This is a genomic window from Kitasatospora herbaricolor, assembly GCF_030813695.1.
GTDB lineage: Bacteria > Actinomycetota > Actinomycetes > Streptomycetales > Streptomycetaceae > Kitasatospora > Kitasatospora herbaricolor.
This window is the reverse complement of sequence record NZ_JAUSVA010000002.1, coordinates 1,222,041-1,246,243: the sequence shown is the minus strand read 5'-3', so window position 1 is coordinate 1,246,243 and position 24,203 is coordinate 1,222,041. Positions and strand designations below refer to the sequence as shown.

The following is a 24,203-nucleotide window of genomic DNA, read 5'->3' as shown; positions in this document are numbered from 1 at the left end:
CGCGCACCGCTAGGATCCCGTCATGCGTCGCCACCGGATCGCCTGCCTGGCCTTCGACGGGATGGCCCCCTTCGAGCTCTCCACGGTCGCGGAGGTCTTCGCCGTCCCCCGGCCGGAGCTGGACGTGGACTGGTGGTACGGGTTCGAGCTGTGCGCCGAGACACCCGGGCCGCACCGCGTCGTGGGCGGCTTCGACATCGTGGTGCACCACGGTCTGGACCGGCTCCGGTACGCCGACACCGTTGTCGTTCCCGGGGTCGCGGACGTGCGCCGCGACATCTCGCCGAAGGTCCTCGACGCGCTGCGGGACGCGCACGGACGAGGGGCGCGGGTGGTGTCCATCTGCAGCGGCGCGTTCGCCCTGGCCGCCGCGGGGCTGCTGGACGGGAAGGAGGCGACCACGCACTGGCGGTACGCCCGGCTGCTCCAGGAACGCCACCCGGCGGTGAAGGTCGACGCGTCGGTGCTCTACGTCGACCACGGATCGGTCGTCACCGCGGCCGGAACCGCCGCCGGTATCGACGTCTGCCTGCACCTCGTCCGCACCGACCACGGCGCCGATGTCGCCGCTCGCGTGGCCCGCCGGATGGTCGTGGCCGCACACCGCGAGGGCGGCCAGGCCCAGTTCGCGGAGCACCCGGTGGGCAGGCCGCCGTCGGACGACCCGATCGGCAAGGTCATCCGGTACGCGTCGGAGAACCTGCACCGGCGTCTCGCCGTCGACGAACTGGCCGAGGTCGCGCACCTGTCGGTGCGCCAGTTCGAACGCCGATTCGCCGACGTGGCCGGTCTGCCGCCGGGGCGCTGGGTCACGCAGCAGAGGATCCGGGCCGGTGCCGTCCTGCTGGAGTCCGCGGACACGCCGATCGAAGCGGTGGCCGGCCGGGTGGGCCTGACCGTCGCGGGTTTCCGCCGGCACTTCCGGGAGGCGATGGGAGTCAGCCCCTCGACGTACCGTCGCCAGTTCCGGAGCCGCCCGGCACCGCCGACGCCGTAGGAGTGTGAAGGTTCCTGATGAGGTTGCTGCTTCCGGCCGGGGTGCTCGGGACCGGAGTGGCATCCTGGCCTGCATGGCCGAACCGAACGACGCCCAGCTCGCCGATGCCCAGCTCGCCGATGCCGAACTCGCCGCCTTCGTCCGGGCTGTTCGCCAGGACCCGGGGCTGCCGGCTCGTGCCGTGGGCGCGGCGGAGTTGAGGCGGGCTCAAAGACTCCGCGCCGAAGCCCGGCCGCCGGGCCCCGAGGTCGCCCGGGTCGAGGATCTGACGGTCGGCCCGGCCGCCGTCGGGGCCCGCCTCTACCGGCCTTCGGCGGCGGCCCTGCCGTTGGTGGTCTTCCTGCACGGCGGGATGTGGACGATCGGCGATCTGGAGTCGCACGACCGGGCATGCCGAAGACTGGCGCTCGGGACAGGTGCGGCGGTGCTGGCTGTCGACTACCGCCGAGCTCCGGAGCACCCGTGGCCGGCCGCCGTCGACGACTGCGTGGACGCCGTCCGATGGGCCGTCGCCGGCGGGGGGCGCGGCGCCGGGGAGGCCGGCCCGACCTTGGTCATGGGGGACAGCGCAGGAGGGAACCTCGCCGCGCTCGTCTGCCTGCGGCTGCGCGACGAAGGCGGACCGCTGCCGGCCGCCCAGATCCTGCTGTACCCCAACACCGACCTGACCCTCTCCCGCCCCAGCACCCGGACGAAGGCCACGGGGTGGGGTCTGACGACCGACGACGTCGCCTGGGGGGCCGAGCAGTGGGTGCCGGACCCGTCCCGGCGCGCCGCCCCGGAGGTCAGCCCGCTGCACGCCGCCGATCTCGGCGGGCTCCCGCCCGCCGTCGTGATCACCGCCGAGCACGATCCGCTTCGGGACGAGGGCGACGCGTACGCCGCCCGGCTGGCGGCTGCGGACGTTCGGGTCGGCCACCGTTGCGAGGCCGGCATGGTCCACGGATTCCTCACCCTCGACACCCTCTCTCCCGCTGCCGCCGCGGCGGGGGAGAGGGCGTTCGCGGATGTCGCCGAACTGCTTGGCCGGACGGACTGACGTCGAATCAAGAACGCTTTTCAGGAAGCCTGTTCGGCCCGAGGGCTCCAGCGGGGGCCCCGGCTCATCCGGCGCCCTGGGGCGGCAGCGCCGCCACGACCGGATGGTCCTTGCCGATCGGGCCCAGCCTCGCGCTGCCGCCGGGAGCGCCGAGATCGGCGAAGAACTCGGCGTTCACGGCGGTGAAGTGCTTCCACTCCTCCGGGGTGTCGTCCTCGAAGAAGATCGCCTCGACGGGGCAGATCGGCTCGCAGGCGCCGCAGTCGATGCATTCGTCCGGGTTGATGTACACCATGCGCTCCCCCTCGTAGATGCAGTCGAGCGGGCATTCGTCGATGCATGCCCTGTCCTTGACGTCCACGCAGGGCAGGGCGATCACAAAGGTCATCGGGCTACCGTCCTCTTCGGGTCGTTGCTGCTTGCCGTTCCGACGCAGCCGACCGTAGGGCCTCAAGTAAGCTTGAGGTCAACAAGGAGGCCCCGCATGGCGAGCTATCACCCGGGCGGCGCCCGGGCCACCCCGGACGACTGGCTGAGCATCGGCGAGGTGAGCGCGCGGACCGGGGCAGCGGTCTCCGCGCTGCGGTTCTACGAGGAGCTCGGCCTGATAGCGTCCGAGCGCGACGAGCGAAACCAGCGCCGTTACCCTCGGCACATGCTGCGCCGTGTCGCGCTGGTCTCGGTGGCCAAACGGATCGGCATCCCCTTGCAGGACCTCCGGGAGGCGTTCGCCGATGTGCCGCTCGACCGTCCGCCGAGCCACCAGGAGTGGCAACGCGCCTCGCGCGGCTGGAAGCACCGGCTGGAGGAGCGCCGGCAGACCATCGAGCGCCTTGAGGCCGAACTCACCGGCTGCATCGGCTGCGGATGTCTCTCGATGAAGGCATGCGCGTTGCTGAACCCCGGCGACGCGCTCGCCGAGGACGGCGCCGGGCCCCGGCGGCTGTGAGGGCGGGTGCACCGGAGCGCGGCGATCCGGTGCACCCCGCCACCTCGCCCACCTCCGATTGCGAACGGCCGCCGCGACCAGGCGGGGCACCGCTTTCCGGCGGGGCGCCGCGACCATACCGGGCGCCGCGATCCGACCGGGCGCCGCTTCCCGGTCCGGGCTTGACCTGGAGCGCACTCCAGCTGCGACGGTAGTCGCATGGCGGACACACTCTCCCCCGCTGAGGTCGTGGAACGGTCCGGCTTCAGCATCGACACCCTGCGCTACTACGAGCGCATCGGCCTGCTCGACCGGATCGACCGAACCGTGGGCGGCAGGCGGCAGTTCAACGAGAACCACCTCGATTGGCTGGGTGTGCTGCGCTGCCTGCGGGACACCGGCATGCCCATCGCCGAGATGCAGCGCTACGCCGACTCCGCCCGCGAGGGCGACGCCACGCTCGCGCAGCGGCTGGAGCTGCTCACCGAGCACGCCGCCCGCGTGGAGCGGACCATCGCCGAACTTCGGCGCCAGCAGCAGCACTTGGCGGAGAAGATCGCCTGGTACCAGGCGCAGATCCAGATCGGACCGGGAGAATGACCATGAACCGCACCCTGGGAAGGACCGGCATCGAGGTCGGCGCGATAGGCGTGGGCTGCTGGGCCATCGGCGGCCCCTTGCACGCCGGCGCGGAGCAGTTCGGCTGGGGTGCGGTGGACGACGAGGAGTCGACCGCGGCGCTCCGCCGCGCCTTCGAGCTGGGCGCGACCTTCTTCGACACGGCCTCCAACTACGGGGCGGGACACAGCGAGAAGGTCCTCGGCCGGGCCTTCGCCGGCCGCCGCGACCAGGTGGTGATCGCCACCAAGTGGGGCAACACCTTCGACGAGACCACCGGCGAGGCCACCGGCCAGGACGCCACCCCGGCCTACCTGCGCACCGCTGTCGAGGGCAGCCTGCGCCGCCTCGGCACCGACTACCTCGACCTCTACCAGTTCCACATCGCCGATGCCCCGTTGTCCACCGCCCTCGACCTGGTCGACACCCTTGAGGAGTTGGTGACGGCAGGCAAGATCCGCGCCTACGCCTGGTCCACCGACGACGCCGCCAAGGCCGCCGGTTTCGCCGAGGCGGCCCCGGGCTGCGCGGCGATCCAGCACGACTGCTCGGTGCTCAACCCGGCGCCGGAGATGGTGGCGGTGGTGGAGGCGTCGGGCCTGGCCTCCGTCGCGCGCGGCCCGCTGGCCATGGGCCTGCTCTCCGGCAAGTACCACGGCGGCCGCCGGGTGGCCTCCGACGACGTCCGCGCCCAGGGGCACCGGTGGATCCCCTACTTCGGCCAGGACGGCGGGGGCGATCCGCAGTGGCTGTCCCGCATCGACGCCGTCCGCGAGGTGCTGACCGGCAACGGCCGCACCCTCGCGCAGGGCGCCCTGGCCTGGCTGCTGGCCCGAACCGACACCGTCGTCCCCATCCCCGGCTGCCGCACCGTCGCCCAGGTCGAGGAGAACCTCGGCACCCTCGCCCACGGTCCGCTGCCCGCGGCCGAGTTCGCCGAGGTGGAGGCTCTGTTGCGCTAGCGGGCGGATGAGGAACCGGGTTCCGGCCCCCCGCCCGGGCGGATGAGGAACCGGCTCGGGGGCTGCCGGCCCGGATCCCGCCTGAGGGGGGCCGGGCCGGCCTCCCCCGGACCCGCGGGGGTGGCCGCGAGCGTCCTACCCCGCGCCGTGAGTACGGGAGTTGACGGCGGCCGGCGGGGGGAAGCGGGTGGCGAAGTCGCAGACGGTGACATGGGTCGGATCGATGGAGATCAGCGCCATCTCGGTGGTGTTCGCGCGCTTGACGCGCTCCCACTCCTCCATCCCGGCCTCCCCCACGCTGCGGCGGGAGGCGTCGATGTGCTCCTGGGGGACTCCCTGCCGGATCTCGACCGAGGCCGTGCCCCGGACCATCATGATCAGCGGGGTGAAGTCGGTGGTGTCGACGGTGAAGGACACCTGGGGGTGCGCCGTGATCGCCCTGACCTTGTAGGCGCTCGTCGGGGTGGCGAAGACGAAGGCCTGGCCGTTCCACAGGTAGGCGACCGGGACGGTGCGCGGGTGCCCGTCCAGTCCGACGTACCCGAGCCGCATCGGGATCGGCGCCTCCAGGAGGGTTCGGATCACCGGGTCGGTGTTCACCAGGTGCACGATCTTCGAGTGGTCCACGGTAGTCCCCATCTGTGCCGGTGGAGCGGTGGATGTGACCGCGCCTGTTCCGTCATGGTCGCGCGCCCCAGTCTTGCAAGTCGGGGGCCACGCCGGTTCTCCTGTCGTGCCTCCCGGGAACCGGTGTCCCATGACCTGGTCACTTCGCGGCCGCCTCACTCGTTCGAGTGAGCGGAAGGCATGGGGCGGGTGGGCGCCGCCGATCGTGGGTAGCTCCCGCAACGCTGCCGGGCGCCCGGGGCCGCCGGCACCTGGCCGGTGCGGGCCGAGGGCGCCGGAGACGTGCAGCCGGCCCTACGGAAGGAAGCCCGTGAGCGACGCCACGCCGGTCATCGACCCTGAGGAGAACGGTCCCGAGGGGGACGCGTTCTACCTCCCGCCGTCCCCGCTGCCCGACGGCGTCCCGGGCGATCCGATCCACGCGCGGCGCCTGGACAACCCCGCGGCCGCGCTGGAGGCGGGTGAGAACTGGCTGGTCCTCCACCGCTCGCAGGACGTGCGCGGCGAGGCGGTGGCGACGTCCGGGATCATCGTGCTGCCGGACCGCGACGAGCACCCCCTGCCCGCGGACGGCAGCGGCTACCCGCTCGTCACCTGGGCCCACGGCACGGTGGGCATCGCCAACTCCGTCGCGCCGTCCAGGGACCGGGGCGACACCGGGGCCTCGCCGATGAACGCCTCGCCGCACGGCTTGCTGAACGGCTTCCTGCGCCGCGGCTGGGCGGTGGCGATGACGGACTACGAGGCCCTCGGGACGGGTACGGAGGAGCACCTCCACCCCTACCTCCTCGGCGCCTCGGAGGCGAACGGGGTACTGGACATCGTCCTGGCGGCCCGGCGCCTGTTCCGGGGCGCGATCGGCGACGCGTACGCGATCGTCGGGCACTCGCAGGGCGGCCAGGCCGCGCTGTTCGCCGCCCACCACGCCCCCGAGCGCGTCGGGAACGGCCTGGTGGGGGTGGCCGCGATCGCCCCGTCCAACCACCCCCTCGGCCTGGTACGGCTCGGCGCCACCGACGGGAAGGAGGGCGAGGGGTTCGCGTTCACCCCGTTGTTCCTGGCCGGCGCCCTCGGCGGCGACCCGACGATCGACCCCGCCCAGGTCCTCACCGACGAGGCACTGGCGCTGTGGCCGCAGGCCCGGCACCTGTCCCGGGCGGAGCTGAGCGGGCCCGAGTCCTGGGGCGGCATCAAGGGCAGCGACCAGTTCAGGGGCGGCTACCCGCAGAACCCCAACCCGCACCAGGTCAACTTCGACCGCCAACTCGGCGCCATGAACCCGGACGTGGAGATCACCGTCCCGGTACGCATCACCCAGGCCGCCGACGACCTACGGGTCAGGGCCGCGCTGCCGTTCCCGCTCAAGGGCACCGACGTGCTGGTGGACGAGCTCAACAGCACCAACAAGAAGCACGGCATCGAGGTCGAGTACGAGCGCATCGCCAAGGACGTCGTGGAGGTGCCGCAGTCCGAGCCGCAGAAGACCTTGGGCGTGCACTTCGCCACCATCGACCACGACGCCGCGGACCTCACGGACTGGGTCCACGACCTCTTCACCCACGCCTGACGCGACGGCCGGCACCGCGTGGGCCCCTCGACGTGGCACCGGCCGGCCCCGGCCCCGCACCGGAGTACGCGGAGCGATCGGAGAGCCAGAAGGACCGGAAGACGCCGGCGGGATCCGTCCGAGCGGCGTCGACGACGTCCGCGAAGTCCAGGTTGGCGATCGACAGGTTGGCGTGGATGGCCTCGATGCCGGCGGGAACCGTCCGGACCGTCCCGCCGGCCGCCTCGAACTCCTCGTCGCTCGCGCAGTCGTTCCTGGTCGGAACGGCCACGGCCAGCAGCGGGTGGCCGTGGTCGCGCATGGTCGTGGAATCGGCGAGGAAGACGACGGTCAGTTCCTCGTCCGCACGGACGGCAGCGATCACGTCGTCGGCGGCGGCGCCGTCCCAGGCCGGATCGTCGACCACGTGGATCTGGGGGTCAAGGTCGCCGTCGCACCATGGTCCGGACAGCTCCGCGCGTACGGCCGGCCAAGCCGCGGCATCGGCGAAGTCGGTTCTGATGACCAGCGCGGCGTCGTGGCGACCGACAACGGCGGGCAGCACGTTCGGCTCCGTTCTCCTCGGGTGGGCACGCCCCGTCAGGATGGCACCTCACGCCGACAACCGGGCCGAGCCCGACCGGGAGGCCGAACCCCGACGGGCCGGCCCGGGCCCGTCGGGGCGGGATCCGGGACACCCTGCGGATCCGGGCCGAGCGCCTGCCGGGCGATGCCCGGCCGGCGTCAACGCTGCCGGACGGCGTCGTGCGCCCATGCGCCGAGCACCGGCACGCAGCGTTCGGCGAAGTCCTCGAAGTCGGCGGCCGTGTTGTAGACGTGGGTCGAGATCCGGAAGTAGCCGACACCGTCGAAACTGGTGAACGCCGCCTCGATTCCCAGCTCGTGCGCGACCTGGTCGCGCAGGGCGTCGGCGTCGGCGCGGGTGGCCGCCAGGCCGTCGGGGAGCCGGACCAGCCGCAGGGCGTTCACCGGCATGCCGACATCGACGGCGGCGCTCTCGCCGGTCAGCCCGGCGAAGGCCTCGCCGATGATCCGCTCGGCGTAGTCGGCCAGCTCGTGCAGGTATCCGCGGGCCGCCTTCCAGCCCCAGGTCCGCTCGACGAAGCCCAAGGCGGCGGGCGCCGCCAGGTAGCTGGTGGCGTCGATGGTGCCCTGGGTGTCGAACCGCTCGGGGAAGGGCTCCTCGGCCCCCCAGGAGTCGATCAACGGATGGAGCTGCTCTCGGAGTTCGCTGCGGACCACGAGCGCCGAGGCGCCCCGCGGGGCGCAGCCGAACTTGTGCAGGTTGCCGACCCAGGCGTCGAACTCCAGCCCGGCCAGCGGGTCCTCGGCCAGCCCCGGCACGTGCGCCCCGTCGATCAGCAGCGGGATGCCCGCCGCCCGGGCCGCCGCGCCGACCTGGGCGACGGGCATCCAGCGGGCGGTCGCCGAGGTGATGTGGTCGAGGACGATCAGCGCCGTCCGGTCGGTGACGGCGTCCAGCACCGCCGCGGCGGCCTGCTCGGCGGTGGCGTGGAGGGGCACCCGCGCGGTCCGGACGCTGCCTCCCCAGCGGCGGGCCAGCCGCTGGGCGCCCATGGTGACGGCGCCGTAGCCGTGGTCGGTGACCAGCACCTCACCACCGGGCCGGGACGGGAGGCTGCCGTAGACGACACTGGCACCGCCGCTGGCGTTGGGCACGAGCGCGAGGTCGCGCACCCCGACCCGCAGGAACTCGGCGATCTCCGCCCGGGCGGCCGCGACCCGCCGCGGCAGGGCGGGGAACCAGACGACCGGCGCCCGGTCCATCTCGGCCCGCAGCCGCTGCTGCTCCTGCTGCGCCGCCCGCGGGACGGCGCCGAAGGACCCGTGGTTCAGGTGCCGCAGGGCCGGGTCCAAGGTCCAGGCGTCGGCGGCCGGCCGGCCGTCCGGCATCAGCAGGGGGAGCGGGGCGGACGTCATCTCGTCTCCGTTCGGAGGTCGTCGGTCACCGGCGGGCGGTTGTCGGGGGTCTCCCGGGACCGGGATCCATCCTGCCGTCCGGCGGGTGCCGCGCCTACGGCGGCCTCCCCGCCCGGGCGGCCACGCGGACCGGCAGGCCCGTCGCGGGGTGGGCTTCGGCGCCGGACGGCGGCACCTGGGCGGCGACCGCCGGGCGCGGGCCGGCGCCCGGCGGCTTCCGTGCTCCGGTGGTGCCGGGCGGGGCCGGTACCGGGTCACCCGTGGGAGGTGCGTTCGGCGGGGACGCCGGGGACGGCTCTCATCACGTCCGCCGCGTCCCAGGCGTGCAGTCCGGCCCCGAGGCAGCCCGCGCGGTCGCCCAACGCGGCCGCGACCAGGTGGGGTCGCCGGTGGAAGGTCAGCTTCTCGGCGAGCCGGGCCCGCAGCGGGCCGAGCAGCAGGTCACCGGACTCCGCGAGCCCCCCGCCGAGGACGACGACCTCGGGGGCGAGCAGCGTGACGGCGGCGGTCAGCGCGGTGGCGAGACCCTCGACGGCGCGCGCCCAGACGGCCCGGGCCTCCTCGTCGCCCTCGGTCAGCCGCGCGGCGACCTCGGCGGCGCCGGAAACAGGCCGCCCCGACAGCGCGGTGTAGGCCATGGCGATCCCTGCCGCGGACGCCACCGTCTCCAGACAGCCCGCGCTGCCGCAGGGGCAGAGCCGGCCGTCGGGCTCGACGACGAGGTGGCCCAGCTCGCCCGCGTAGCCGCCGGCCGCCAGCAGCCGGCCGTCGTTGACCAGGGCGGCCGAGATGCCGGTACCGATCGCCACGAAGAGCGCGTCCTGGGCGCCGCGGGCGGCGCCCAGCCGGACTTCGGCGAGCGCCCCCGCCCGTACGTCGTGGCCGAGCGTGATCGGCAGGCCGGTGCGCTCCTCGAGGACCGCGGCGAGGGGCAGGTCGCGCCAGCCGATGTTGGCCGAGTAGACGGCGAGGGACCGCTCGGCGTCGACGATGCCCGGGACGACCACACCGGCGCGGCGGACGGCGAGGCCGCGCTGCGCCGCCTCGCGGGCGAGGGAGCGCAGGGCCGCCACGACGGCGTCGACGACGGCTTCCGGTCCGTGCGCGCGGGGGGTGGGGCGCCGCTCGGTGAACAGCAGGACCGACCCGCGGTCGATCAGGGCTCCCTTCATGCCGGTGCCGCCGACGTCCAGGGCGATCACGCACTCGCCGAGCAGCGGGCCGTCAGCCATCCAGTCCCTCCAGAGCGGTGGAGCGGCGGAGCCGGTGCGCGCGGGCCGGCTGCCCGGGCGGGGTCGGCCATGCGTCGGCCGGGGGTGCGGCCGGGGCCGGCCGGCAGGCGTGTTCGACGGTCGTCAGGACCTGTGGTGTGTCGGACATGGGCGGCTTCCTGGTCGGTGGGTGACGGCGACTGCCGGCTCCGGGACCGTTCGGTCCCCGGCCGGCAGCCGCCCGGACGTGGCCGGTGGCAGCTGGCCGCCGGGCTACTTGACCGATCCGGCGGTCAGTCCGGAGACGACCTGGCGCTCGATGAAGGCGAACAGCACCACCACCGGGACGATCGCGACGACGGACCCGGCGAACAGGTAGTTCCACTGGACGGTGTAGTTGCCGATGAAGCCGTTGATGCCGACGGTGAGCGGCTGGCTCTCCGGGACGGTCGACAGGGTCAGGCCCATCACGAACTCGTTCCACGCCGCGATGAAGGTGAAGATCACGGCGGTGACCACGCCGGGCAGGGCGAGCGGCAGGGTGACGCGGATCAGCGCCTGGAACCGGCTCAGCCCGTCGATCATCGCCGCCTCCTCCAGCGCGACCGGGATGGAGGAGATGTAGGCCGTGAGGATCCAGATCGCGAACGCCAGGTTGAAAGCGGCGTTGCAGATCATCAGCGTCCAGACCGAGTTCAGCATGTTCAGCTGGTAGAACTCGCGGTACAGGCCGACCAGCAGGGAGGTGGGCTGGAACATCTGGGTGACCAGGACGAGCAGCAGGAAGAGCTTGCGCCCGCGGAAGCTGATCCGGGCCGTGTAGTAGGCGGCCGGCAGGGCGACCAGCAGGACCAGCAGCGTCGACCCGGCGGCGACCAAGAGGGTGACCCGCAGGTTGCCGCCCAGGGTGGACTCGCGCCAGACGTCCACGAAGTTGGACCAGGCGAAGTGCTCGGGCAGGTAGGTGGCGTCGCGCAGCTCGTCCGCCGGGCGCAGGGCCGTGACCACCATCTGGGTGTACGGCAGCAGGAAGACGGCGGCCAGCAGCCAGGCCACCGAGGCGATGACCAGGGTGCGCGGACGCAGCCGGCGGCGGGGCCGGGGGGTGACGGTCCGTTCCGCGGTGCGTTGGCGGCTCTGCCCGGTGCGGGGCCGGTCGAGGGTCTGCGGGCTCATCGGTTGTCCTCCTCGTTCCAGCGGCTGACCTTGAGGAAGAGCAGCACCATGATGACGACCAGCGCGAAGTTGACCACCGACATGGCCGCGCTCTCGCCGATGTCGGTGTCCTTCAGCTGGTACATGAAGACCGTGGTGGTGGCGGTGTCGCTGCTCGGGCCGCCGCGGGTCATGCCCCAGATGACGGGGAAGGAGTTGAAGACGTTGATCAGGTTGATCACCACGCCGACCAGGAAGGCGGGGCGCAGCAGCGGCAGGGTGATCAGGCGGTAGGTGCGCCAGGTCCCCGCGCCGTCGACCTCGGCGGCCTCGTAGAGCTCGGCGGGCACGGTCTGCAGGCCGGCCAGCAGGGTGTAGGTGGTGAACGGCAGCGAGACGAAGATCGCGACGAACATCATCCACGGCCAGGCGGTGGACGGATCGCCCAGCCAGTCGCGGGGGCTGTCGACGATCCCGAGGTCGACCATGGCGGTGTTGAGGACGCCGGCGGTCTGGTTGAGCATCCACTTGAAGCCGATGGCGGTCATCAGCACGGACGCTGCCCAGGGGGCGATCAGGGCCCAGCGGGTGAGGCGCCGCCCGGGGAACTCCTGGTTGAACAACTGGGCCAGGGCCAGTGAGGCGATCATCGTGACACCGACCACGACGACGGTCCAGATCACCGTGACGGTGAGGACGTGGCCGAGATCGGCCTCGCCGAAGAGCTTGCGGTACTTGTCCAGGCCGGCCGGGCCGCGGACGAAGCCGCTGGGGCTGATCCGCTGGAACGAGGTGTGGATCATCTCGTAGACCGGCCACACCACGACGGCGAGGATCAGCAGGACGGCCGGGCCTATCCAGGGCAGCGGACCGAGCCGTTCGAAGCCCGGGCGGCGCACGGTCTTCGGGCTCCGGTCCGGCCGCTCGGCCTTGGAACGGGAGAGGGTGAGGGACACCGGTGGTGCCTTCCGTACGTGTACGGCGGTGGTGCCGCACGAGCGGGATGGAGCTGGTGCGGGGCGGCGGGGAGTGGTCAGGGCGCTCCGCCGCCCCGCGGTCAGGGGGGCCGGCCGGGCGGCTACTTGTCGGCGGCCGCGGCCTTGGCCTTGTTCTGCAGGTCGCCGAGCACCTTGGCCGGGTCGTCCTTCACGGCGGTGCCGATGCTCTTCTTGATCTCGGCGGAGACGCTGTCCCAACTGGTCTTGCCGAGCGGGTAGAAGGAGGCCTGCGGGAGCAACGCGAAGAACGGCTCGAGGTCCTTGTGCTTCCCGCTGGTGGTCATCTCCTTCAGGGTGTCCTGGGTGACCGGCATCAGGTTGTAGAGCTCGTCGAACTTCAGCGTGTTCTCCTTGGTGTACGCGAAGTCGAGGAACTGCTTGATCTGCTCCTTGTGGCCGTTCTTCTTGAAGGCCATGGTCCAGTCGGCCACGCCGAGGGTGGACTTGAGCGCGCCGTCCTTGCCCGGGATGGCGGTGACGCCGTAGTCGACCTTGCCGTCCTTGGCCATCTGGATCAGCGAGGGGTGGCCGTTGAGCATCGCGGCCTTGCCGGCGGCGAAGTCGGCGAACGCGGTCTTGCGGTCGGTGCTGGCCGGGTTGGCGTAGGTGAGGCCGGGGTCGACGAGGTTCGCCTTGAGCCACTGGAAGGTCTCGACGTTGGCCGGGCTGTCGAGCTGGTAGCCGCCGGAGGTGTCGGTGATGCCGCCGGCGTTGCCCAGCTCCCACATCGCGCTCTCGCCCTGGGCCTCCTCGGGGCCGAGCGGCAGGGCGTAGGGGGTCGTGCCGGGGGCCTTGGCCTTCAGCAGCTCGGCGTCCTTCTTGACGTCGTCCCAGCTCCTGGGGGCGTCCGTGATGCCGGCCTGCGCGAAGAGGGCCTTGTTGTAGAAGAAGGCCCGGGCGGAGGAGACGAAGGGGATGCCGTACTGGACGCCGCCGACCTGGCCGGCCGTGGCGAAGGTGGAGATGAGGTTGGCCTGGGTGGCGACCGAGAGCACGTCGTCGACCTTGTAGAGCAGGTTGTCGGCGACCTTGTCGGCGTAGCCGCCGGTCTGCAGGATGTCCGGCTGGTTGCCGCTCTGGATCATCGTCTTGACCTGCTTGTCGATGTCGTTCCAGTTGACCACCTGGACATCGATCTTGATCTTCGGGTTGGCGGCCTGGAACCGCTGGGCGACGTCGTCCCAGTAGGCCTTGGAGCTGTTGCTCGCTTTGTCGCCGTAGTCGGCCGCGACGAGCTTGAGGGTGACGGTGCCGTCCGCGGACGTGCCGCCGCCGTCGCTGCCGCAGGCGGTGAGCGCGAGGGCGCCGATCGTACCGGCCGAGACGAGGGTGAGGACGCGGTTCTTCATGGGGATGACCTCCTCGGCCCCGGGGTGCCGGGCGCCGGACGGTTGTTCTGGGCCACGGAACGCGCGTCCGGGCTGTGGGGGAGGACCCTCGCCGACCTGCGCGACCGACGGAGACTTCGCCCATTATGCTGCGCGAATGTGCGCAAAGCTAGCAGGTTTCAATCATCTTTGCGCGTTTGCTTGGACTCAGTGTTCATCAGCCGTCCGCTCCGGTCCAGCCGCCGTTTCGAGACCGTTGTCAACGCGACACCCGCCATCGATCCTCGGCGCGGGTGTGGGGCACGTGCCGTGATCGGCCTGCATCGCTGCGTGCTTGTGCTTGAAGCCCGCCGAGCGAACCCGGAGGCGACCGCCAGGCTTCGGACCGGTCCGGTTCGGCCCGGCCGCGTTCGACGCCTTCCGTGGCGCCCACCCATGGATATGCTTGAACCTGCACACTTCAGTGCTCTTTGCTGCATGATGCTTCATCATTCCTCGCGTCACCTGCGCGGGGAGGTCCCTGCCCCGGCCCGGAAGAGAGGCCCCATGCACCACCGGAATGCCGCGTACGGCCCGACGGACATCGCATGACCGCCGCCCCCACGGCCCTCTCCGGGGCCAGGCTGGTCACCCCCGGCGGCACGGTCGACAACGGACGGCTGCTGATCGAAGGAGCCAGGATCGCCGGCCTGGGCGGAGCGCCCGAGCCGGGCGACGTGGACCTCGCGGGCCACACCGTCGTGCCGGGCTTCGTCGATCTGCACGTCCACGGCGGCGGGGGCGCCACCTACGCCACCACCGACGCCGAACAGGCGATGGCAGCCGTCCGGTTCCACCGCCTGCACGGCACCACCACGACCGTCGCCAGCACCGTCACCTGCGAGGTCGACGACCTCTGCCGGCAGGCCGCCGTGCTGGCGGAACTCGCCCAGGACGGCGTGCTGGCCGGCCTGCACTTCGAGGGCCCCTTCATCGCCCGCGCCCGTTGCGGCGCGCACGCCCCCGAACTGCTCCGCGACCCCGACCCCGCCCTGCTGCGCCGGCTCCTGGACGCCGCCAAGGGCCACGCCCGGATGGTCACCCTCGCCCCCGAACTTCCCGGCGGGCTCGACGCCGTCCGCGCGCTGGCGCACGCGGGCGTGATCGCCGCCGTCGGCCACACCGCCGCCGACCACCGCACCGTGGGCGCCGCCGTCGACGCCGGCGCCACCGTCGCCACCCACCTCTTCAACGGCATGCCCGGCCTCGGCCACCGCGATCCGGGGCCGGTCGGCGCGCTGCTGGAGGACGACCGGGTCACGGTCGAGCTCGTCAACGACGGCGTGCACCTGCACCCCGCGATCGTCGGCCTCGTCTACCGCGCGGTCGGGGCCGGGCGGGTCGCGCTCGTCACCGACGCGATGAGCGCCGCCGGCATGGGCGACGGGGCGTACCGGCTCGGGCCGCTGGACATCCGGGTCCGCGGCGGGGTCGCCGAACTCGCCGACGGCAGCTCCATCGCCGGCTCGACCCTCACCCTCGACCGGGCGTTCAAGCGGGCGGTGACGGTCGACGGCCTCACCCTGGCGCAGGCCTCGCAGTCGCTGTCCGCCGTGCCCGCCCGCCTGCTCGGCCTGGCCGACTCGGTCGGCACGCTGGAGGTCGGAAAGCAGGCGGACCTGGTGGTGCTGGACCCCGCCTACGAGGTCGTCGCCGTGATGCGCAAGGGCGCCTGGGTCGCCGGCGCCGGCCACCTGCCGACGCTCCGGGCGACCGCATGAGGGCTGCCGCCACCGTCCTGGACGGGCGGTGGGCGGCGGGCCGGTGTGCGAGGGTGTCGGTCATGCTGATCGCGATGGCCGGGCTGCCCGGCGCGGGGAAGAGCTCGGTCGCCGACGCCCTGGGACGGCGGCTCGCCGCTCCGGTCGTGGCGGTGGATCCGATCGAGGCGGCGATGTGGCGGGCGGGGGTGGCCCGCAGCCAGCCCACGGGCCTCGCCGCGTACGTCGTGGCCGAAGCGGTGGCCGGCGGGGTGCTGGCCCTGGGGCAGACGGTGGTCGTCGACGCGGTCAACGCCGCGGAGGAGGCGCGGGGGCAGTGGCGGTCGCTGGCGGACCGTCACGGCGTGCCGCTGGTCTTCGTCGAGGTGGTGTGCTCGGATCCGGCGCTGCACCGCCGGCGGCTGGAGAGCCGCTCCCGGGACATCGACGGCTTCGAGGAGCCGACCTGGGAGGCGGTGCGGCGGCGCCGGGAGGAGTTCGCCCCGTGGACCGGCGACCGGTTGGTGCTGGACAGCGTGATCGGCCTGGCGTCGAACGTCACGACGGCGCTGGAGTTCCTGGCCGAGGCGGCGCACTGACCCCGGACGGGCACCGGCGCCCGCCGTGCCGCCTTACCGGCCCCGGGCGGGGCGGAACATGTCCGTCGTGTCCCGGCTCCCGGGATCTCGTCGATCCGGATGTTCGCGCCGTGATCTGCTCCCGGGGTGCCGTCGACGCGCAGGAGCGGTACCGCGACGAACACGGCGTCACCAGCCGGGCGAACGCCCAGGACAGGGGCCGTGGCACCCGGCTCGCGGAGGCGGTCCGCAAGGACGAACGGCAGGCGGTGCGTCTCGCGCCCGTGCGGGACCGCATCCACCGGCGGGCGTGGACCGGCCGCCCCGGGCACCGAGGTGGTAGCCGATCTCGGACGGCGCGTGGAGGCCCGGGCCCTTGGCGTACGGCGGTCCGCGCTCGGCGCGACGAAGGCCTCGGTCCGCGGCGACGGCAAGGTGCTCCTCGGCACCGGCAGGCTCACCGGCGCCTCCGGCCCGGCCGAGGTCGACGTCCGCGGCGTGCGCCTGCTGCGGCTGGTCGTCGAGGACGCCGACGGCGACTCGGCCTTCGACCAAACCTCCTCGGCCCGGGCCGGGGTGACCGCGCTCCGACCGGGTACCGGGGCCGGCGCCCCGGCGGCGGATCACCGGACGGGCGCGGCGGCCACCGTCCTGAGGAGCTGGGCGACGGTGTCCGTGACGGCCTGCCGGCCCGCCGCCAGGTACCGGCGCGGGTCCACACCCTTCGGGTCGGCGTCGAGGTGGGCCCGGATCGCGCCGGTCATGGCGATGTTCAGGGCCGTCCCGATGTTGACCTTGCTGATGCCGCCCAGGACGGCCCGCTGGAGTTCCTCGTCGGGGACGCCGGAGGATCCGTGCAGGACCAGCGGGAGCGGGAGGCAGTCGTGGAGCGCGGCGAGCAGGGCGTGGTCGATCACGGCGTCGCGCGAGGTCATCGCGTGCGAGCTGCCGATCGCCACGGCCAGCGCGTCCACGCCGGTCTCCTCGACGTACCGCCGGGCCTCGCCGGGTTCGGTGCGGGCCCCCGGGGCGTGGGCGTCCAGCGGGCCCCGGCCGTCCTTGCCGCCGACCTCGCCGAGCTCGGCCTCCAGCCAGAGGCCGTTGGCGTGCGCCCACCGCGCGGCGCTGCGGGTCGCGGCGACGTTCTCCGGGTAGGGCAGGTGCGCGGCGTCGAACATCACCGAGCTGAACCCGCAGTCGGCGACCTCCCGCAGCAGGGCTTCGTCCTTGACGTGGTCGAGGTGCAGCGCCACCGGCACCGCGCTGTGGCGGGCGGCGCTCACCGCGGCGGCGGCGATCGGGTGCAGCCGGCCCGCGCGGAACCTCACGGCGTTCTCGCTCACCTGCAGGACGACCGGCTCGCCGACCGCCTCGGCGCCGGCGATCACGGCTTCGATGTGCTCCAGGGTGATGACGTTGAAGGCGGCGACGGCGCTTCGGCGGGCGACGGCCTCGGCGACGAGTTCGCCGGTGGTGGTCAGCGGCATGGTGGTTCTTCCCTCCAGGGGACGGGCGGTTCAGGCGGGGAGGATCTGGACCTGGGTGAGGTAGCGCTCGTAGGCGTGCCGGTCGAACATCCCGGCGTAGGGGGCGTGGACGGTGGCGGCGGACAGGGCGACCGCGTGGTTCAGCGCCTGCGGCAGGGGGGTGCGGTCGGCGAGACCCATGGCCAGCGCGGCGACGGCCGCGTCGCCGGCCCCCGTCGGGTTCCCGCGGATGTCGGCCGGGGGTGACAGGAAGGCCCGCCAGGTACCGGTCGGCGTGACGGCCAGCAGCCCGTCCGGTCCGAGCGAGGCCACCACCGTCCGGGCACCGGCCCCGGCCAGCTCCTTGGCGGCGAGCGCGGGGTCGTCGGTGCCGGTGGCCTCCCTGAGTTCGGCGGCGTTCGGCTTGATGAGGGTCGGGCCGGCCGCGAGGGCCTCGATGAGCGCCGGACCGGCGGCGTCCAGGACGACCGGGACGCCGTGGGCGCGGGCGAGGCGGACGAGTTCGCCGTAGGCGTCCGGCCGGACCCCGCGGGGCAGACTGCCGGACAGCACCAGCGCCTGGCCGCTCGGCAGCAGGCTCGCCACCCCGGCGACCAGGGCGCTCCACTCCGTGCCGGACAGCTCCGGGCCGGGTTCGTTGAGGATCGTCGCGTCGTCCGGGTCGACGACGGCGACCGTCCGCCGGGTCACCCCGCCGGCCAGCGGGACGGTCAGGCTGGACAGGCCGGCCTGGTCGAGGTCGGCCTTGACCGCCGCGCCCGAGGCCCCGCCGACCGGCAGCACGGCCGCCGTCCGCCGGCCCAGGCTCCGCAGGACCCTGGCCACGTTGACGCCCTTGCCCCCGGCCTGCTCGTGGACGGTGTCCACCCGGTGACTGGCGTGCGGGCGCAGCGCCGCGACGGTGTAGGTGATGTCGAGTGCCGGGTTGGGGGTGACGGTGACGATCACGGCCGGGCCCTTCCGTCCGCCGCGGTCCCGGCGGCTCCGGCCCCGGCGCGGTGGCCGGCGGCCGGTGCGGGTGCGGGCGCGGTCATGCGTCGGCGAGGATCACGGAGCGGGTGAGGTTGCGCGGCCGGTCCGGGTCCAGGCCCTTCGCCGCGGCGACCGCCACGGCCAGCCGGTGGACGCGGACCAGCTCGGCCAGCGGGTCGAGCCGGCCCTCCACCCAGCGGGCGCCGGTGGCCTCCACCTGCTGCGCCAGGCCGGTCGGCGCCTCGCCGATCATCCAGGTCGCGGTGGTGGGCGACGCGATGCTGATCGGACCGTGCCGGTACTCCATCGCCGGGTACGCCTCGGTCCAGGCCAGGGCGGCCTCGCGCATCTTCAGGCCGGCCTCGACCGCCAGGCCGACGGTCCAGCCGCGCCCGAGGAAGGTGAACTGGGTGGACTCGACCAGACCGGCCGGCAGCGGCTCCGCCAGGGCGCGGCGACCGTCCTCCTCCACCGCCTCGCTGTGCAGGCCCAGCTGCGCCCGCAGCAGGGTCAGCGCGGTGGTGGCGAACCGGGTCTGGACGACCGACTGCTCGTCGGCGAAGTCCAGTACCACGGCGTCGTCGGCGAGCGACATCACGGGGGTGTTCGGGTCGGCCGTGACGGCGACCGTCCGGACCTTCCCGCGCAGCGACTCCACCAGCTCCAGCACTTCGGTGGTGGTGCCCGACCTGGTCAGCGCGATCACCCGGTCGTAGGCGCGCACGCCCAGGAACTCCGAGGCCGCGAACGCGTCGGTCACGCCCTGCCCGCCGGCCTCCCGCAGCGTCGCGTAGGCCTGGCCCATGTAGAGGGACGTCCCGCAGCCGATGATCGCGACCCGCTCGCCGGCCCGGGGGAGCACGTCCTGGTGGGTGGCGGCCAGGTCGGCCGCGCGGCGCCAGCACTCCGGCTGGCTGGCGATCTCGGTCTCCACGTACGTCACGACTGGCCTCCATGATGATCATTTGATTGAAGCTGATGCTTGATACTTATATTCAAGCATCTTTGAGCATCGATGGACAGTACCGGTGCACCGGTTCCGGCGCCGGGACCGTCGGGGAGGGCCGGCCGCCGGCCGGTGGGACCTCCCGCCGGCGGCCGGCCCACGGGTCGGACCGCCCACGGTGCGCCCCCGGCCGGGTGAGGGCCCGCCCTGTGAGCCGCACGCGGGAACGTCCGGCAGCCGCGGGGGCTGCCGGACGTCGCCGGGTCGTGACGGCCCGCCGGCCGCCGGACTACCAGCCGAGCGGGGTGAGTTCGGCGGCGGAGGCCCACGGCCCGCGGTTGCCCGCTTCGGTGAGGATGCGCAGGCGCAGGTAGCGTGCGGTGGTGGGCGAGCAGCGGATGGTCCCGGGGGCGGCGGTGTCGGCGAGGGCACCGGTGGTCAGGGCCGTTCCCCAGCTGGTGCCGTCGGTGCTGAGGTAGAGCTCGTACCGGCCGATGCGGCCGTTCACCCCGCCGTCCTGCCGGGGGAGGCAGGTCAGGCCGGTGACGGTGCGGACGGCCCCGAGGTCCAGCTGGATCTCGTGCGGGAGCGCGTCGGCGGTCGGGGACCACCTGGTGTGCCAGAGGGTGCCGGGACTGCCGTCGACGGCGTTGACGGCGGCGCCGTTCTCGCCGGTGATCTCCTGGCTGTCGAAGTACTTGACGGTGGCGGCCAGCGGGCCGGAGCCCATCACCGGGTCGCTGGTGCTCTCCGCGCCGTTCTCCAGGTGCCCGGCGAAGCGCCGCAGGAACCCGTCGCGGGTATCGGCGGTGGCGGTCAGGTCGTACCAGCCGTTCAGGCCGCCGGCGGTGGAGAACCCGTCCTCGGTGGTGGCGCCCGCGGCGAGCGGGTACGTCCAGGGGCCGCCGTTGCGGTTGTTGCCGCGGACGGTGACCTTGCACGCGGCGCTGCCGGTGTTCGTCATCCGCAGCCACACCAGGTTGCCTGCGGGGTCGTGGCGCAGGGTGACCTCCGGGTTGGCGTTCCCGGCGGTGGTGGCGGTGACCCGGTTGCCGACGAAGCGGCGGACGAAGCCGTTGGGGCCGACGGCGCTCAGGTCGTAGGCGCCGGTGGGGCTGCCCGCCGTCCAGGTGTCGCTGACGGTCCTGCCCGGGCCGACGGTGTAGCGCCAGGGGCCGTCCGTGCGGAAGGCGCCCGCGTAGACGTAGAAGTGGGCGCCGGCGCCGCCGTTGCTGGCGAAGGTGATGCTCAGCGCCGCGGCGGTGGCCCGGGCGGAGACGGTGAGGTCGTAGGGCAGCGGCCGGGCGGTGCGGGTCCCCGCCTCCTGGACCGGCATCACCTGGTCGGCGGGCGGGGCGGGGTTGGTGCCGGACGGGCCGCCGGTGAGCACGGGAGCGGGCAGCGAGGGATAGGACGGGGTGGCGGCCGTGGTGTCCAGCGTGGCGGTCAGGTCGCCGCAGACCGCGCGGCGCCAGGGGGAGATGTTCGGCTCGGCTATGCCGGTCCACTTCTCCAGGAACTGCAGGACGGAGGTGTGGTCGAAGACCTGGGAGCAGACCTTGCCGCCCCGGCTCCAGGGGGAGACCACGAGCAGCGGCACCCGCTGGCCCAGGCCGATCGCCTCGCTCCCGTAGAGGTCCTCGCCGACCGCGGCGGTGGAGAGGCCGTCGGCGGCGGTCACCGGCGGCGCCGGCGGCGGGACGTGGTCGAAGAAGCCGTCGTTCTCGTCGTAGTTCAGCAGGAACACCGTCCTGTTCCACACCTCGGTGTTGGAGGCGAGGGCGTCGAGGACCTGCTTCACCAGGTCGGCCCCGGTGTTGGGACCGTGATCGGGGTGCTCGGACTGCGACTCGGGGGCGACGATCCACGACACCGCCGGCAGTCGCCCGGCCGCCACGTCGGCACGGAAGGCCGGGGCCAGCTGACCGGGCCTCACCCGGGCCAGGCCCCGGTCGTAGAGGCTGCGCTCGGCGGCGGTGAGGGTGGCCAGGCCCTGGTCGAGCTGGGCGAGCAACCGGGTCTGCCGGGTGCCGGAGGCCGCCAGGAGCGCGTAGTAGAAGTACTCCAGCTTCGGGAACGGGCTCCCGTTGTCGTCCTTGGCGAAGGCCAGGGCCTTCCTGCCCACGGTGACGAAGGTGGCGAAGAAGTCGAGGCTGTTGTCGCCGTAGTTGTCCCACTCCTGGTAGGTCTTCCAGCTGCGGCCGGCACTCTCCAGGCGTTCCGCGTAGGTGGTCCAGTCGTATCCGGGATGGCCGGGGTTCTGCCAGGCCGCGTTGCCCACGGCCCGCACGGTGGTGCTGCCGGGTTCGTAGCCGAGCTTGCCGGTCCACTGGTAGATGCGGTTGGGGTTGGTGGGGCCGAGCTCCGAGCAGTGGTAGGCGTCGCAGATGGTGAACGCGTCGGCGAGCGCGTGGTAGAACGGCAGCGCGGCGCGGTCGAAGTGGGCCATCGTCCGTACGCCCTTCTGCGGGACCCACTGGTCGTAGCGCCCCTTGTTCCAGGCCGCGTGCCCGCTGCCCCAGTCGTGGGCGGTGCCGGCGAGGAACTGGTCGCCGATCCGGTAGGGCAGGACGTGGCCCGAGCCGTTCGGCTGCTTGAAGACCGGCGAGCCGTTGGGCAGGGTGATGGCGGCCGGGTCGTTGAACCCGCGGACCCCGCGCAGGGTGCCGTAGTAGTGGTCGAACGACCGGTTCTCCTGCATGAGGATGACCACGTGCTCGATCGCCCCGAGCCCGCCCGCGGGCGTGTCGAGGGCCAGCGCGTTGCGCAGGTTCAGCGGGAGCATGGCGAAGCCGGCGCCCAGGGCGCCTGCTCGGAGCAGATTTCGACGCTTCATGGGGACTCCTTGGGACGAGGGGGTGCTGCTCGGCCGCTCTGCCGGCGTGGGGGTGGCAGAGCGCTCCGGGCCTCCGCCGTGGGGACGGAGGCCCGGGGCGCGGCTCGTCGGGGCTCGGGCGCCGGGGCTCGTCCGGCGATCCGGGTCGGATCGGCGCGCGGCTCCCCGGAGGTCCGGCGTCCTGCGCCCGGCGCCGAGGGCCGGACAGGCCCTGGGTGGAGGGTGAAGGAGCTACGGAGCGGGCGGGGTGTCGAAGGGGGCGCTCCAGGTCTGGTTGGGCTGGTGCGTCCCGCAGGCGTAGGTGTTGACCGTGGAGTTGGCGTTCGCGAAGTCCGAGCCGTTGACGTCGATGCAGACGCCGTTGGCCTGACGCAGCTGGCCCTGCCGGTTGTAGGTCCACTTCTGCTTGCTGTCACCGGTGTTGCAGGTGGCGAGGGTCAGCCCGGTGGAGTCGCCGGAGATGCACAGGGAGGTGTTGGCCAGGGAGGAGATCAGGCCGTTGGCCTGGCGCTGCCACTGCTGGTTGCTGTTGCCGGTGCAGGTGTAGAGGGCGACCTTGTGGCCGAGGGCGGCGCCGCTGTAGGCGTCCAGGCACAGCGCGGAGGCCTGGAAGGCGCTCTGCGGGGCCTGGATCTGGCCGACCGGGAGAGCACCGCCGCAGCTGCCGGGATCGATGGTGAACATGGCCGTGTCGTGGGCGGCGACGGTGGTGGTGATGGCGGCGGTCACCGACTGGTCGGTGTGGCTCCACAGGTCACGGGCGGTGCGGGTGCAACCGGTGTTGCCGAAGCCGACCTTGGCGAGGTCGATGGTGTAACCGGTCGCGGATGCGCCCTTGTTCAGGACGGCGACGGCGCGACGGCCGCCCGCGAGCGGCTTGACGACGACGTCGATCCCGGCGGTCGCGGAGGCGTTGTTCCGGGAGGCGAGGTAGCCGCCGGCGCCGAGCGGGTCCTGGTCGACGGCGATGATGTCGCTGTTCTTGAGGATGTTCAGCTGCGGCGCGTAGGTGACCGGGTCGGCGGCCATCCTGCGGACGTCGGAGCTGATCATGAGCGGGGAGCCCATCGCCGACCAGAGGGCGAACTGGCTGCGCTGCTCGGCCAGGGTGAGCTGGTTGTTGTCGCCGATGAGCAGCATGTCGGCGTCGTTGTGGTTGCCCGGGCCGTTGTAACGGGCCAGGGCCACGGTGTCGTTGAGGTTCTGGTAGACGCCGCCCTCGTAGTAGTCGCCGCCGTGCGGCCAGTCCCAGGCGGAGGCGCCGTCGCCGTGCCAGACGGCGATGTCGGGGCTGACCCGCCACATCTGACCGAGGGTGCGGACCCAGTCCATCGAGTTGTACTTCTCCGCGCTGGTGGGGCCGTAGCCGGCCGGCGCGGACTCGTTGAAGAGGACCTTGCGGCCGGTGTTCGCGGTCGCGGTCCTCAGGGCGTTCGCCATGGTGGTGAAGATCTGCTGGCGGTTGCTGATGTCCGTGCCGCAGTTGTCGACCTTGAGGGAGTCGATGCCCCAGTAGGCCAGCGAGTTGGCGTCCACCTGCTCGTGGCCCTTGACGCCGCCGGGCACGCCCTGACAGGTGTTGACGCCGGAGGTGCTGTAGAGACCGGCCTCCATGCCCTGGCTGTGCACGTAGGCGGCGTAGTCGGTGAGCTCCCAGTCGTAGCCGGGCTGGCTGCTGCTGCCCCAGGTGGCCGCACCGTGCAGGTAGCCGGCGCTGGTGCGCTGCATCCAGCAGTCGTCGACGGTGAGGTTGGTGTAGCCGGCGGCCACGAGGCCGGTGTCCTTCATCGCCTTGGCCTGGTCCTGCATGAACTGCTGGAACGAGTAGCCGGTGCGGGTGCCGTCGAGGCGGGCCTGGGCGGCGCAGGTGAACCGCGCCCAGTTGTTGAACCCCATCATCGGCTTGGCGCCGATCGCGGTGTCGGTGTTCGCGGCCACCGTGTCGGCGTTGGCGGCGGGGGAGGCGGCCACGGCGAGTCCGGTGGTGGCCAGAGCGGCTGCGGACGCGAGTCCGACCAGCCGGCGGTGCAGTCTCATGGGGGCTCCGTGCAAGGTGGAGTGAAGTGGGGGTGGAGCCATGGTGATTCAAAGTGCGCGATTTGGCTATCACCAAAGCAGAATTGCGCAAACCGTGGCAGTTTGACGAAGTGAAGTCAAGAGTCTTGGACGTCTGGACCGCGAACCTGACGGGCCGTCGGCCGGCCGCCGACAGATGGCCCGCCCGCGATCGCCCGTGGCCCCCACGGCCACCCGCGACGGAACGCCGGGGCCCCG

21 protein-coding genes and 1 pseudogene are annotated in these 24,203 nt (G+C 73.0%); 9 read left to right on the top strand and 13 right to left on the bottom strand.

Annotation, left to right across the window (positions count from 1 at the left end; translation table 11 throughout):
* Positions 1-22: 22 nt before the first annotated feature.
* Entirely contained in the window at positions 23-997 is a 975-nt protein-coding gene (locus J2S46_RS05880; protein WP_191292740.1) for a helix-turn-helix domain-containing protein, read from the top strand.
* Positions 998-1,070: 73 nt separating this feature from the next.
* Positions 1,071-2,036 (top strand): alpha/beta hydrolase, encoded by a 966-nt coding sequence (locus J2S46_RS05875; RefSeq protein ID WP_191292739.1) that lies wholly within the window; start codon positions 1,071-1,073, stop codon positions 2,034-2,036.
* A 64-nt stretch (positions 2,037-2,100) separates the two neighbouring features.
* Here J2S46_RS05875 and fdxA read toward each other — a convergent pair whose 3' ends face one another.
* Complete coding sequence (fdxA, locus tag J2S46_RS05870) at positions 2,101-2,424, bottom strand: ferredoxin (RefSeq protein WP_191292738.1); 324 nt, start codon at positions 2,422-2,424, stop codon at positions 2,101-2,103.
* A gap of 96 nt (positions 2,425-2,520) precedes the next feature.
* Between fdxA and soxR the strand changes: the two genes are divergently transcribed.
* The 3 genes from soxR to J2S46_RS05855 all read left to right on the top strand — a co-directional run bounded on the left by soxR (position 2,521) and on the right by J2S46_RS05855 (position 4,544).
* Positions 2,521-2,985, top strand: coding sequence for a redox-sensitive transcriptional activator SoxR (gene soxR, locus J2S46_RS05865; protein WP_191292737.1), 465 nt, complete (start codon positions 2,521-2,523; stop codon positions 2,983-2,985).
* Between the two features lie 198 nt (positions 2,986-3,183).
* Positions 3,184-3,564: a MerR family transcriptional regulator gene (locus J2S46_RS05860; protein WP_191292736.1), complete on the top strand. Its 381-nt coding sequence runs from the start codon at positions 3,184-3,186 to the stop codon at positions 3,562-3,564.
* Positions 3,561-4,544 carry an aldo/keto reductase gene (locus tag J2S46_RS05855; RefSeq protein WP_191292735.1) on the top strand — a complete coding sequence of 328 codons (984 nt, stop codon included), beginning with the start codon at positions 3,561-3,563 and terminating at the stop codon, positions 4,542-4,544. The genes J2S46_RS05860 and J2S46_RS05855 overlap by 4 nt, the downstream gene beginning before the upstream one ends.
* A gap of 135 nt (positions 4,545-4,679) precedes the next feature.
* Here the strand turns inward: J2S46_RS05855 and J2S46_RS05850 are convergent, their stop codons facing one another.
* Positions 4,680-5,171, bottom strand: a complete 492-nt coding sequence (locus J2S46_RS05850; RefSeq protein ID WP_191292761.1) for a pyridoxamine 5'-phosphate oxidase family protein — start codon at positions 5,169-5,171, stop codon at positions 4,680-4,682.
* A gap of 310 nt (positions 5,172-5,481) precedes the next feature.
* Between J2S46_RS05850 and J2S46_RS05845 the strand changes: the two genes are divergently transcribed.
* On the top strand, positions 5,482-6,738 hold the full coding sequence (locus J2S46_RS05845; RefSeq protein WP_229913141.1) for an alpha/beta hydrolase family protein: 1,257 nt from the start codon (positions 5,482-5,484) through the stop codon (positions 6,736-6,738).
* On the opposite strand, the gene J2S46_RS05840 is transcribed toward J2S46_RS05845, so the two are convergent.
* From J2S46_RS05840 to J2S46_RS05815, 6 genes are all read right to left on the bottom strand, one after another.
* Positions 6,725-7,282 (bottom strand): DUF6924 domain-containing protein, encoded by a 558-nt coding sequence (locus tag J2S46_RS05840; RefSeq protein WP_307348937.1) that lies wholly within the window; start codon positions 7,280-7,282, stop codon positions 6,725-6,727. The genes J2S46_RS05845 and J2S46_RS05840 overlap by 14 nt on opposite strands.
* A 179-nt stretch (positions 7,283-7,461) precedes the next feature.
* Entirely contained in the window at positions 7,462-8,679 is a 1,218-nt protein-coding gene (locus tag J2S46_RS05835; protein ID WP_191292732.1) for an aminotransferase class V-fold PLP-dependent enzyme, read from the bottom strand.
* Between the two features lie 254 nt (positions 8,680-8,933).
* Positions 8,934-9,911 (bottom strand): ROK family protein, encoded by a 978-nt coding sequence (locus tag J2S46_RS05830; RefSeq protein ID WP_191292731.1) that lies wholly within the window; start codon positions 9,909-9,911, stop codon positions 8,934-8,936.
* 252 nt (positions 9,912-10,163) lie between these two features.
* Positions 10,164-11,066, bottom strand: a complete 903-nt coding sequence (locus J2S46_RS05825; protein WP_191292729.1) for a carbohydrate ABC transporter permease — start codon at positions 11,064-11,066, stop codon at positions 10,164-10,166.
* On the bottom strand, positions 11,063-12,001 hold the full coding sequence (locus J2S46_RS05820) for a carbohydrate ABC transporter permease (protein WP_191292728.1): 939 nt from the start codon (positions 11,999-12,001) through the stop codon (positions 11,063-11,065). Before J2S46_RS05820 ends, J2S46_RS05825 begins: the two co-directional genes overlap by 4 nt.
* A gap of 122 nt (positions 12,002-12,123) precedes the next feature.
* Entirely contained in the window at positions 12,124-13,392 is a 1,269-nt protein-coding gene (locus J2S46_RS05815; protein WP_191292727.1) for an extracellular solute-binding protein, read from the bottom strand.
* Between the two features lie 566 nt (positions 13,393-13,958).
* On the opposite strand from J2S46_RS05815, the gene nagA reads away from it, so the two are divergent.
* From nagA to J2S46_RS05800, 3 genes and pseudogenes are all read left to right on the top strand, one after another.
* Positions 13,959-15,131, top strand: a complete 1,173-nt coding sequence (gene nagA, locus J2S46_RS05810) for an N-acetylglucosamine-6-phosphate deacetylase (protein ID WP_191292726.1) — start codon at positions 13,959-13,961, stop codon at positions 15,129-15,131.
* 62 nt (positions 15,132-15,193) lie between these two features.
* Positions 15,194-15,709 (top strand): P-loop nucleotide/nucleoside kinase family protein, encoded by a 516-nt coding sequence (locus J2S46_RS05805; RefSeq protein ID WP_191292725.1) that lies wholly within the window; start codon positions 15,194-15,196, stop codon positions 15,707-15,709.
* A gap of 126 nt (positions 15,710-15,835) precedes the next feature.
* A pseudogene (locus J2S46_RS05800) lies at positions 15,836-16,249 on the top strand (NPCBM/NEW2 domain-containing protein); the annotation flags it as partial.
* Positions 16,250-16,311: 62 nt separating this feature from the next.
* On the opposite strand, the gene J2S46_RS05795 reads toward J2S46_RS05800, so the two are convergent.
* The 5 genes from J2S46_RS05795 to J2S46_RS05775 all read right to left on the bottom strand — a co-directional run bounded on the left by J2S46_RS05795 (position 16,312) and on the right by J2S46_RS05775 (position 23,966).
* Positions 16,312-17,175: a class II fructose-bisphosphate aldolase gene (locus J2S46_RS05795; protein WP_191292724.1), complete on the bottom strand. Its 864-nt coding sequence runs from the start codon at positions 17,173-17,175 to the stop codon at positions 16,312-16,314.
* Between the two features lie 30 nt (positions 17,176-17,205).
* Positions 17,206-18,123, bottom strand: a complete 918-nt coding sequence (locus J2S46_RS05790) for a 1-phosphofructokinase family hexose kinase (RefSeq protein WP_191292723.1) — start codon at positions 18,121-18,123, stop codon at positions 17,206-17,208.
* An 82-nt stretch (positions 18,124-18,205) separates the two neighbouring features.
* Complete coding sequence (locus J2S46_RS05785) at positions 18,206-19,090, bottom strand: SIS domain-containing protein (RefSeq protein ID WP_191292722.1); 885 nt, start codon at positions 19,088-19,090, stop codon at positions 18,206-18,208.
* Positions 19,091-19,382: 292 nt separating this feature from the next.
* Positions 19,383-21,929 (bottom strand): phosphocholine-specific phospholipase C, encoded by a 2,547-nt coding sequence (locus tag J2S46_RS05780; protein ID WP_191292721.1) that lies wholly within the window; start codon positions 21,927-21,929, stop codon positions 19,383-19,385.
* A gap of 231 nt (positions 21,930-22,160) precedes the next feature.
* Entirely contained in the window at positions 22,161-23,966 is a 1,806-nt protein-coding gene (locus tag J2S46_RS05775; RefSeq protein WP_191292720.1) for a ricin-type beta-trefoil lectin domain protein, read from the bottom strand.
* Between the last annotated feature and the right edge of the window lie 237 nt (positions 23,967-24,203).

What these genes read in the sequence shown, in the direction of transcription:
- J2S46_RS05805 (WP_191292725.1), top strand. Translation starts at nt 15,194, where the DNA reads ATGCTGATCGCGATGGCCGGGCTGCCCGGCGCGGGGAAGAGCTCGGTC.
- J2S46_RS05875 (WP_191292739.1), top strand. Translation starts at nt 1,071, where the DNA reads ATGGCCGAACCGAACGACGCCCAGCTCGCCGATGCCCAGCTCGCCGAT.
- J2S46_RS05775 (WP_191292720.1), bottom strand. Translation starts at nt 23,966, where the DNA reads ATGAGACTGCACCGCCGGCTGGTCGGACTCGCGTCCGCAGCCGCTCTG.
- J2S46_RS05815 (WP_191292727.1), bottom strand. Translation starts at nt 13,392, where the DNA reads ATGAAGAACCGCGTCCTCACCCTCGTCTCGGCCGGTACGATCGGCGCC.
- soxR (WP_191292737.1), top strand. Translation starts at nt 2,521, where the DNA reads ATGGCGAGCTATCACCCGGGCGGCGCCCGGGCCACCCCGGACGACTGG.
- J2S46_RS05795 (WP_191292724.1), bottom strand. Translation starts at nt 17,175, where the DNA reads ATGCCGCTGACCACCACCGGCGAACTCGTCGCCGAGGCCGTCGCCCGC.
- fdxA (WP_191292738.1), bottom strand. Translation starts at nt 2,424, where the DNA reads ATGACCTTTGTGATCGCCCTGCCCTGCGTGGACGTCAAGGACAGGGCA.
- J2S46_RS05835 (WP_191292732.1), bottom strand. Translation starts at nt 8,679, where the DNA reads ATGACGTCCGCCCCGCTCCCCCTGCTGATGCCGGACGGCCGGCCGGCC.
- J2S46_RS05825 (WP_191292729.1), bottom strand. Translation starts at nt 11,066, where the DNA reads ATGAGCCCGCAGACCCTCGACCGGCCCCGCACCGGGCAGAGCCGCCAA.
- J2S46_RS05880 (WP_191292740.1), top strand. Translation starts at nt 23, where the DNA reads ATGCGTCGCCACCGGATCGCCTGCCTGGCCTTCGACGGGATGGCCCCC.
- J2S46_RS05855 (WP_191292735.1), top strand. Translation starts at nt 3,561, where the DNA reads ATGACCATGAACCGCACCCTGGGAAGGACCGGCATCGAGGTCGGCGCG.
- nagA (WP_191292726.1), top strand. Translation starts at nt 13,959, where the DNA reads ATGACCGCCGCCCCCACGGCCCTCTCCGGGGCCAGGCTGGTCACCCCC.
- J2S46_RS05830 (WP_191292731.1), bottom strand. Translation starts at nt 9,911, where the DNA reads ATGGCTGACGGCCCGCTGCTCGGCGAGTGCGTGATCGCCCTGGACGTC.
- J2S46_RS05860 (WP_191292736.1), top strand. Translation starts at nt 3,184, where the DNA reads ATGGCGGACACACTCTCCCCCGCTGAGGTCGTGGAACGGTCCGGCTTC.
- J2S46_RS05780 (WP_191292721.1), bottom strand. Translation starts at nt 21,929, where the DNA reads ATGAAGCGTCGAAATCTGCTCCGAGCAGGCGCCCTGGGCGCCGGCTTC.